This is a genomic window from Acaryochloris sp. IP29b_bin.137 (assembly GCF_028285745.1).
Classification (GTDB): domain Bacteria; phylum Cyanobacteriota; class Cyanobacteriia; order Thermosynechococcales; family Thermosynechococcaceae; genus Acaryochloris.
Genome location: NZ_JANQOP010000036.1, coordinates 1 through 5930, shown reverse-complemented (window position 1 = coordinate 5930; position 5930 = coordinate 1). Strand labels below are relative to the sequence as shown.

Below are 5930 nucleotides of genomic sequence, written 5' to 3'. Positions count from 1 at the left end.
CCCTACTCGCTAAGCGATTCATTATGGCTTCATAAATAAGCGCTGAATCTTATGCTGGGAAAGGGGTTCTAACCACTTCACCAAAAGCTGGGAAGAACCTCGGATATTAGTCGCGTAGTTGGCACTTTAGCGGCGGAGACCCAGAGCATCGATATTCTCGTTAATAATGCGGGATATGCAGTGATGGGGCCATTGCTAGATATTCCCAATGCTGAGTTTGTGGCCCAATTTCAGACCAATGTTTTTGCGCCTATTGATTTAGTGCAGCAGGTCATTCCCTTTATGGGGAATGGAGGACTGATCCTCAATGTGGGGAGTGTGTCTGGGATCATGAGTACGCCTTTTGCAGGCCCCTACTGTGCCTCCAAAGCAGCGCTGCATGCCTTATCAGATGCATTACGAATGGAGCTGGCTCCTTTCAATATCCAGGTAGTGATGGTTCGAGCCGGTGCAATCCAATCCCAGTTTGGACAAACGGCATCGCGAAATGTTGAGCGGCTGTTGCCCTCCAACTCTCGATATCACTCCCTGACCCCGCAGATCCAGGCGCGAGCACAAGCCTCGCAGATCCAGGCCACGCCTGCTGCGGTTTTAGCCCAAGCGCTGGTGCGTCGTATTCAGCGCTCTAAACAACTCCCTGCAGAAATTGCGATTGGCAACAAAAGCCGAACCTTACCCCTGCTCAAACGATGGCTACCGACTCGAATTTTAGATCGAATTTTGATGGGGAAATTTGGGTTGGCAGATTGGCATCCTTCCCAAAATCAGAAATAAGTCTCCCTCCGATCCCAGGCATAATGTCAGATTTGCAGGGAAGTGGGGGATCGGCCCATTACAACTCCAGACGCATTTCGTTGGACGGTGTAAAGCCAATCTGCTCATAAACGGGCTTGCCCCAGGAGGAGGCATGGAGTAGAGCATGGGTACAGTGTTGCGATCGCAAATACTCCACCGCCACCTCTGTTAGTTGTCGACCAAACCCTCGACGACGGTAGGCCGCTTCCACATAAACGCCCCAAATATAGCCATAGTGACGTTGGTCTTGGCTAATCAGAAATGGATACAGCCCCGAAAATAACTGACAGCCCACCGACCCGACAATTTCCTCATCAATAGAGGCAATAAATCCCTGATAACCCAACTGATCACGGGCCGTTGCCAGGAACGTTAAGGTGACGGTTTGCCAGTCCGCTTGAATCTGCTCAGCAGACACCTGATTATCTAGCCACATTTGGTAAAAATGCTGGGCAATCTGTTGATCATCGGCGGGAGTTGTAGGGCGAATCGTCAGGGAGGAGTCTTGCATAGCTGCACATTCCGGAATGACAGATCAATCTTTGGGTACAGAGGATGAGGGCACATTGCTGTTAATAGCACTACTATGGCCAATGATCACCTGCCATAAACCTTGAGGAGAACGCTGCCATAGACGGGTAAATCTGAGATTGTCATGGAAAGCAGTCTCGCCATAAAGGCCTGCCCACTGCACTTGCACAAAGACAACCACTCCCTCTCTCAGAGGTTGGATCCGTCGTTCTGAATACTCAATAGCTTGAAATCGACAGAGGCCGGATTGATGAAAAGCAAGGTCATCTTGTTTGCTTATGATCTGGCCCAGATGACTCGTAAACGTCAAATCATCGGCAAGCAGTTGATCGAGAGCTGCTATATCAGAGGTCAACATGGCTAAGCGGAGCTGTTCTTCAACCTCAATGATTTGTTGCTCTAAGGCAGGCGAGAGGGGCTGAGCCATGGGCAATTGACCAGAAACCGATAAAGCGGTGCCATCCTTGACCCAACATCAATGGGGTCATAGGAGTCACAATAAATTAATGCTCAACCCTTTAGGGCTGGCAGTGATCACATAGGCCACTCACCGTGACCTCATAGGTCTGAGCTTCTAAGCCAGGGCGGAGGTTGTTGAGGCTAATTTCTTGGAAACAATTCCAGGGGATATCTTCAATCTCGCCACAGTGACGACAGCGAAAATGATGATGGGGATCGACGTTAGCGTCATAGCGAGAGACCCCTTCTTCTAATAGGACCTCCCGGACTAGCCCAACTTCTCGCAGGGCTTGCAAAGAGCTATACACCGTTGCTTGAGAAGAAATGGGAAAATCTTGATTGAGATCCTGCAACAGATGTTCTACGGTTGGATGATCGGTCCGCGATAATAAATTAGCGTACACCGCATAGCGTTGGGGGGTTACGCGGAGGCCTTTCTCCTTGAGAGCTTGCACAATGGCATCGGCAGGTTGCTTCATCTTTAATACAATTCGCAAATATCTATCAGCAAATACTATCGCAGCATTTTATTCATCAATTATAGAGGCTCAACTTGAAATGCCTCAATAAGATATAGTATTTCTTAAAAATAAGTATATATTACTATTGAATAATTCTTATCTAAGAATTATTCTTAGATATGTGGAGGCGAGTGCCGACACCTGTTCACCTAAACACATGAGGAAAAACATGGCTGTATTTGCAACTGAGCGAGTGCCTGACGTCGTCTTCAAGACCCGAGTTCGTGATGAGTCCGTTTCAGGTCCGAACCCCTATCGTTGGCAAGACAAAACCACCCACGATATCTTTGGGGGTAAGCGGGTCGTCCTGTTCTCCCTGCCGGGTGCATTTACCCCCACCTGCTCATCCACGCACCTACCTCGTTACGAAGAGCTATACGAAGACATCAAGTCCCAGGGTGTGGACGAGGTGATCTGTCTATCGGTGAATGATGCGTTTGTGATGTTCCAATGGGGCAAACATCAGGGCGCGGAGAAGGTTTTCTTACTACCCGATGGCAATGGTGAATTCACCCGCAAGATGGGTATGTTGGTGGATAAGTCTAATCTTGGCTTTGGCATGCGCTCCTGGCGTTATTCAATGGTGGTCAACGATGGCCAGATCGAAAAAATGTTTATCGAAGCGGATTACGGCGATAACTGCCCCACTGACCCCTTTGAGGTGTCTGATGCCGATACCATGTTGGCTTATCTCAAGGGTGCGCATGCCAGTACTGCCCCGACTGCTGTTGCAGTTGGATAAGCATTGTCTGGCACGCAATTTTGGGGTGGGTCCGCGGACCCACCCCTCCCCCTTGTGGATTAATTGGGCTAGAGAGGAATGCTGTTGACTCAGCAAAGGAGGGAAGGCAATGAATTACGACTATGATCTATTTGTAATTGGTGCAGGTTCTGGTGGCATTGCCACAGCCCGTCGTGCCGCTGAATATGGTGCCAAAGTTGGTATTGCAGAATATGACCGTTTGGGTGGAACCTGCGTGAATCGCGGCTGTGTGCCCAAGAAACTCATGGTCTATGCCTCTCACTTTCCCGCCCAGTTTGATGCTGCCACGGGCTATGGCTGGCATCCGGTAGAGAGCCAACTCGACTGGCTCAAAATGATTACGGCAGTCAATGATGAAGTCACTCGGCTTAATGGCATCTATCAGCGGATGCTGGATAACTCTAAAGTGGAAGTCTACCAAGGGCGTGCGGCCCTTGTGGATGCCCATACCGTTGCCATTGGCGATCAAAAGGTCACAGCAGATAAAATTTTGATTGCAGTAGGAGGCAAGCCAGTTAAGCCTGCCAGTATTCCAGGTATTGAGCATGCTATTACTTCAGACGATATTTTCCATCTAAAAGAGCAGCCTAAGCATTTGGTTGTCCTCGGGGGCGGCTATATCGGGATTGAATTTGCCTGCATTCTTAAAGGATTGGGGTCAGAAGTCACTCTGATTATTCGAGCAGATAAAATTTTGCGCGGTTTTGACGACGATATCCGCTCAGAGATTCAAGCAGCGATGCAGAAGCATGGGATTCGAGTGCTGAATAACATGACGGACCTTGCCATCGCAAAATCCGATACGGGGCTCCAGCTCACGGTTAAGCAAGCGGACAATGCCGAAGAAACCATTCTGGCAGATGCGGTCAGTTTGGCTGCGACGGGGCGTATCCCCAATCTTGAAGGCTTAGGAATTGAAAATACCGCTGTGGAAGTAGACGGCGGTGCGATCGCAGTCAATGAATACAGTCAAACGGCAGAGCCAAATATTTATGCCGTGGGCGACTGCACGGATCGAATCAACCTCACGCCAGTTGCTATTACCGAAGGACGCGCATTTGCCGATACCCATATTGGCGGCAAATCCCGATCCGTGAGCTATGAAAATGTGCCTACAGCCATTTTCACTACCCCTGAAGCTGCCACGGTGGGTCTAACGGAAGCAGAAGCCCAAGAAAAGTATGGCAAAGACCAGATCAAAGTCTTTCGCAGTCGGTTTCGCCCCATGTTTTATACCCTCCCCAACCATGATGAGAAAACCCTGATGAAGTTGGTGGTCAATACCGAGACGGATCAGGTTCTAGGGGCGCATATGGTGGGCGATCATGCGGGAGAAATTATTCAAGGAGTTGCGATCGCAGTCAAGATGGGAGCCACAAAAGCTCAGTTTGATGCAACGGTTGGCATTCACCCCAGTTCTGCCGAAGAATTTGTAACAATGCGCTAAGCAAGGTGTCACTTTTTTGGAATTGAGGGGGCACTTTAAGCTCAGGAATCTGGTATCGAGAGATTCCTCCTCAGAGGATTTAACCCCTGGCTACATGCCAGGGGTTTCTTTGTCAAAATCTCGCGATTTTTAGCCCGCTTTCACCAAAATGGCATCCCCTTCTATTTTTGCCTCATAGGTTGGCAGTGGCTCCTTGGCTGGACCATTGGTCACAGTCCCATCAGCTTTGTATTTAGATCCATGACACGGACAGTCAAGGGTGCCTGACTCTGCGTTCCAATCTACGGGACATTGATTGTGGGTACATTGATTTTTAAACGCCACGACTTGGGTTTTATCATCAGGATTGAAAATAACCAGCAGTGGGGCTCCGGCAAAGTCTTCTTGAATAACAGAGCCATTCCCTTCTAGATCTGCTAGTTTACCCACTTCTGTAAAGCCATCCGCAGTGGTGGCAGGTGGAGAAGATGCAGCCGAGTCAGTTTCTGTAGAAGAAGAGGTCTCCGTTGTTTCGCTAGAAGTACAAGCAGCAATCACCATGGGTAGGCTACTGGCTAATGTGCCAACACCAACCCAAGAGAGAAATGTACGACGATCCATTCAGTGTTCTCCTGTATCTGAGATACGGACATTGCTGGATATTATGCATGATTTGGTTCCAGTCAGGTGTGTTCCAGTGATATAAATCTGGCAAAAGTCTTGACCTGGGTGCAAAGACTTGATTCAACTATGGCCTGACAGACCAGCATAACTACTGCTTATCTTTGTTAGGGACACGCTGATAATTGGGATTGACGCCAGTCAACTTAGCCCATACTCCTCGGGCCTCACTGACTTTAGAATCCTTCTTCCCAGATTCCTTAGCACCAGTGTCCGTTTTAGGCTTATCTGCCTGGGTCTGCTCCTTAGCAGGCTGAGTCGCGGTCGTTGTTCCAGGCGATTTCATTGTCGCATCTACGGCAGAGCTAACTGGGGACACCTTGCTAGTCTCGCCTACTTTCGAGGCTGGTTTTGCCTCAGAATCATTCTCAGCCTTTAGAGCAGGTTTAACCTCAGCCTTGCCTTCAGCCTTCGGATCGGCTTTCGCCTCTACCTTGGGTTGAGCATCCACCTTTGCCGTAGTCGTGGGCTTTGCTGGAGCAGCGGTTTTTGGTGCTGTTGGCTTAGCAACTGGCTTTGCTATGGGCTTCACCTCAGCCTTCTTCTCCGCTGCAGGTGTTTTGGCCTTGGATACTGCCGGCGTTGGAGCCGTCTTGGTAGTAGGTTTAGCAGAGGGCTTTGCTTTCGGAGTATCTTTCTTCTCGTCGACTACTGGTTTCACCTCAGGGTTAGGAGTTTCCACCGCTGGAGTTGCCACCGCTGGCACATCGACAGGCTTACGACCCACCAATCGGCCCAAAAACTCACACGTCTT

General features: G+C 49.5%; 7 protein-coding genes and 1 pseudogene. 3 read left to right on the top strand and 5 right to left on the bottom strand.

Features of this window, described 5'->3' with window-relative positions:
• The first annotated feature begins 87 nt into the window (after window positions 1-87).
• Window positions 88-774, top strand: coding sequence for an SDR family NAD(P)-dependent oxidoreductase (locus tag Q0991_RS02555; RefSeq protein ID WP_366524876.1), 687 nt, complete (start codon window positions 88-90; stop codon window positions 772-774).
• A 58-nt stretch (window positions 775-832) separates the two neighbouring features.
• Here the strand turns inward: Q0991_RS02555 and Q0991_RS02550 are convergent, their stop codons facing one another.
• From Q0991_RS02550 to Q0991_RS02540, 3 genes are all read right to left on the bottom strand, one after another.
• Window positions 833-1306 (bottom strand): GNAT family N-acetyltransferase, encoded by a 474-nt coding sequence (locus tag Q0991_RS02550; RefSeq protein WP_299485205.1) that lies wholly within the window; start codon window positions 1304-1306, stop codon window positions 833-835.
• A 24-nt stretch (window positions 1307-1330) separates the two neighbouring features.
• Window positions 1331-1753, bottom strand: a complete 423-nt coding sequence (locus Q0991_RS02545) for a nuclear transport factor 2 family protein (protein ID WP_299485202.1) — start codon at window positions 1751-1753, stop codon at window positions 1331-1333.
• A 91-nt stretch (window positions 1754-1844) separates the two neighbouring features.
• Entirely contained in the window at window positions 1845-2264 is a 420-nt protein-coding gene (locus Q0991_RS02540) for a Fur family transcriptional regulator (RefSeq protein WP_299485199.1), read from the bottom strand.
• A gap of 211 nt (window positions 2265-2475) precedes the next feature.
• On the opposite strand from Q0991_RS02540, the gene Q0991_RS02535 reads away from it, so the two are divergent.
• The gene (locus Q0991_RS02535) at window positions 2476-3048 is read left to right on the top strand and encodes a peroxiredoxin (RefSeq protein WP_299485197.1); all 573 of its coding nucleotides are present in this window, start codon (window positions 2476-2478) and stop codon (window positions 3046-3048) included.
• Window positions 3049-3157: 109 nt separating this feature from the next.
• A complete protein-coding gene (gor, locus tag Q0991_RS02530) occupies window positions 3158-4516 on the top strand; it encodes a glutathione-disulfide reductase (RefSeq protein WP_299485195.1) in 1359 nt (452 codons plus the stop codon).
• A gap of 129 nt (window positions 4517-4645) precedes the next feature.
• Here gor and Q0991_RS02525 read toward each other — a convergent pair whose 3' ends face one another.
• The gene (locus tag Q0991_RS02525) at window positions 4646-5116 is read right to left on the bottom strand and encodes a Rieske (2Fe-2S) protein (RefSeq protein WP_299485192.1); all 471 of its coding nucleotides are present in this window, start codon (window positions 5114-5116) and stop codon (window positions 4646-4648) included.
• Window positions 5117-5267: 151 nt separating this feature from the next.
• A pseudogene (locus Q0991_RS02520) lies at window positions 5268-5930 on the bottom strand (hypothetical protein); the annotation flags it as partial.

Bases quoted from the DNA above. Each gene is read 5' to 3' on its own strand.
- Q0991_RS02550 (WP_299485205.1), bottom strand. From the start codon at position 1,306: ATGCAAGACTCCTCCCTGACGATTCGCCCTACAACTCCCGCCGATGAT.
- Q0991_RS02545 (WP_299485202.1), bottom strand. From the start codon at position 1,753: ATGGCTCAGCCCCTCTCGCCTGCCTTAGAGCAACAAATCATTGAGGTT.
- Q0991_RS02540 (WP_299485199.1), bottom strand. From the start codon at position 2,264: ATGAAGCAACCTGCCGATGCCATTGTGCAAGCTCTCAAGGAGAAAGGC.
- Q0991_RS02535 (WP_299485197.1), top strand. From the start codon at position 2,476: ATGGCTGTATTTGCAACTGAGCGAGTGCCTGACGTCGTCTTCAAGACC.
- gor (WP_299485195.1), top strand. From the start codon at position 3,158: ATGAATTACGACTATGATCTATTTGTAATTGGTGCAGGTTCTGGTGGC.
- Q0991_RS02525 (WP_299485192.1), bottom strand. From the start codon at position 5,116: ATGGATCGTCGTACATTTCTCTCTTGGGTTGGTGTTGGCACATTAGCC.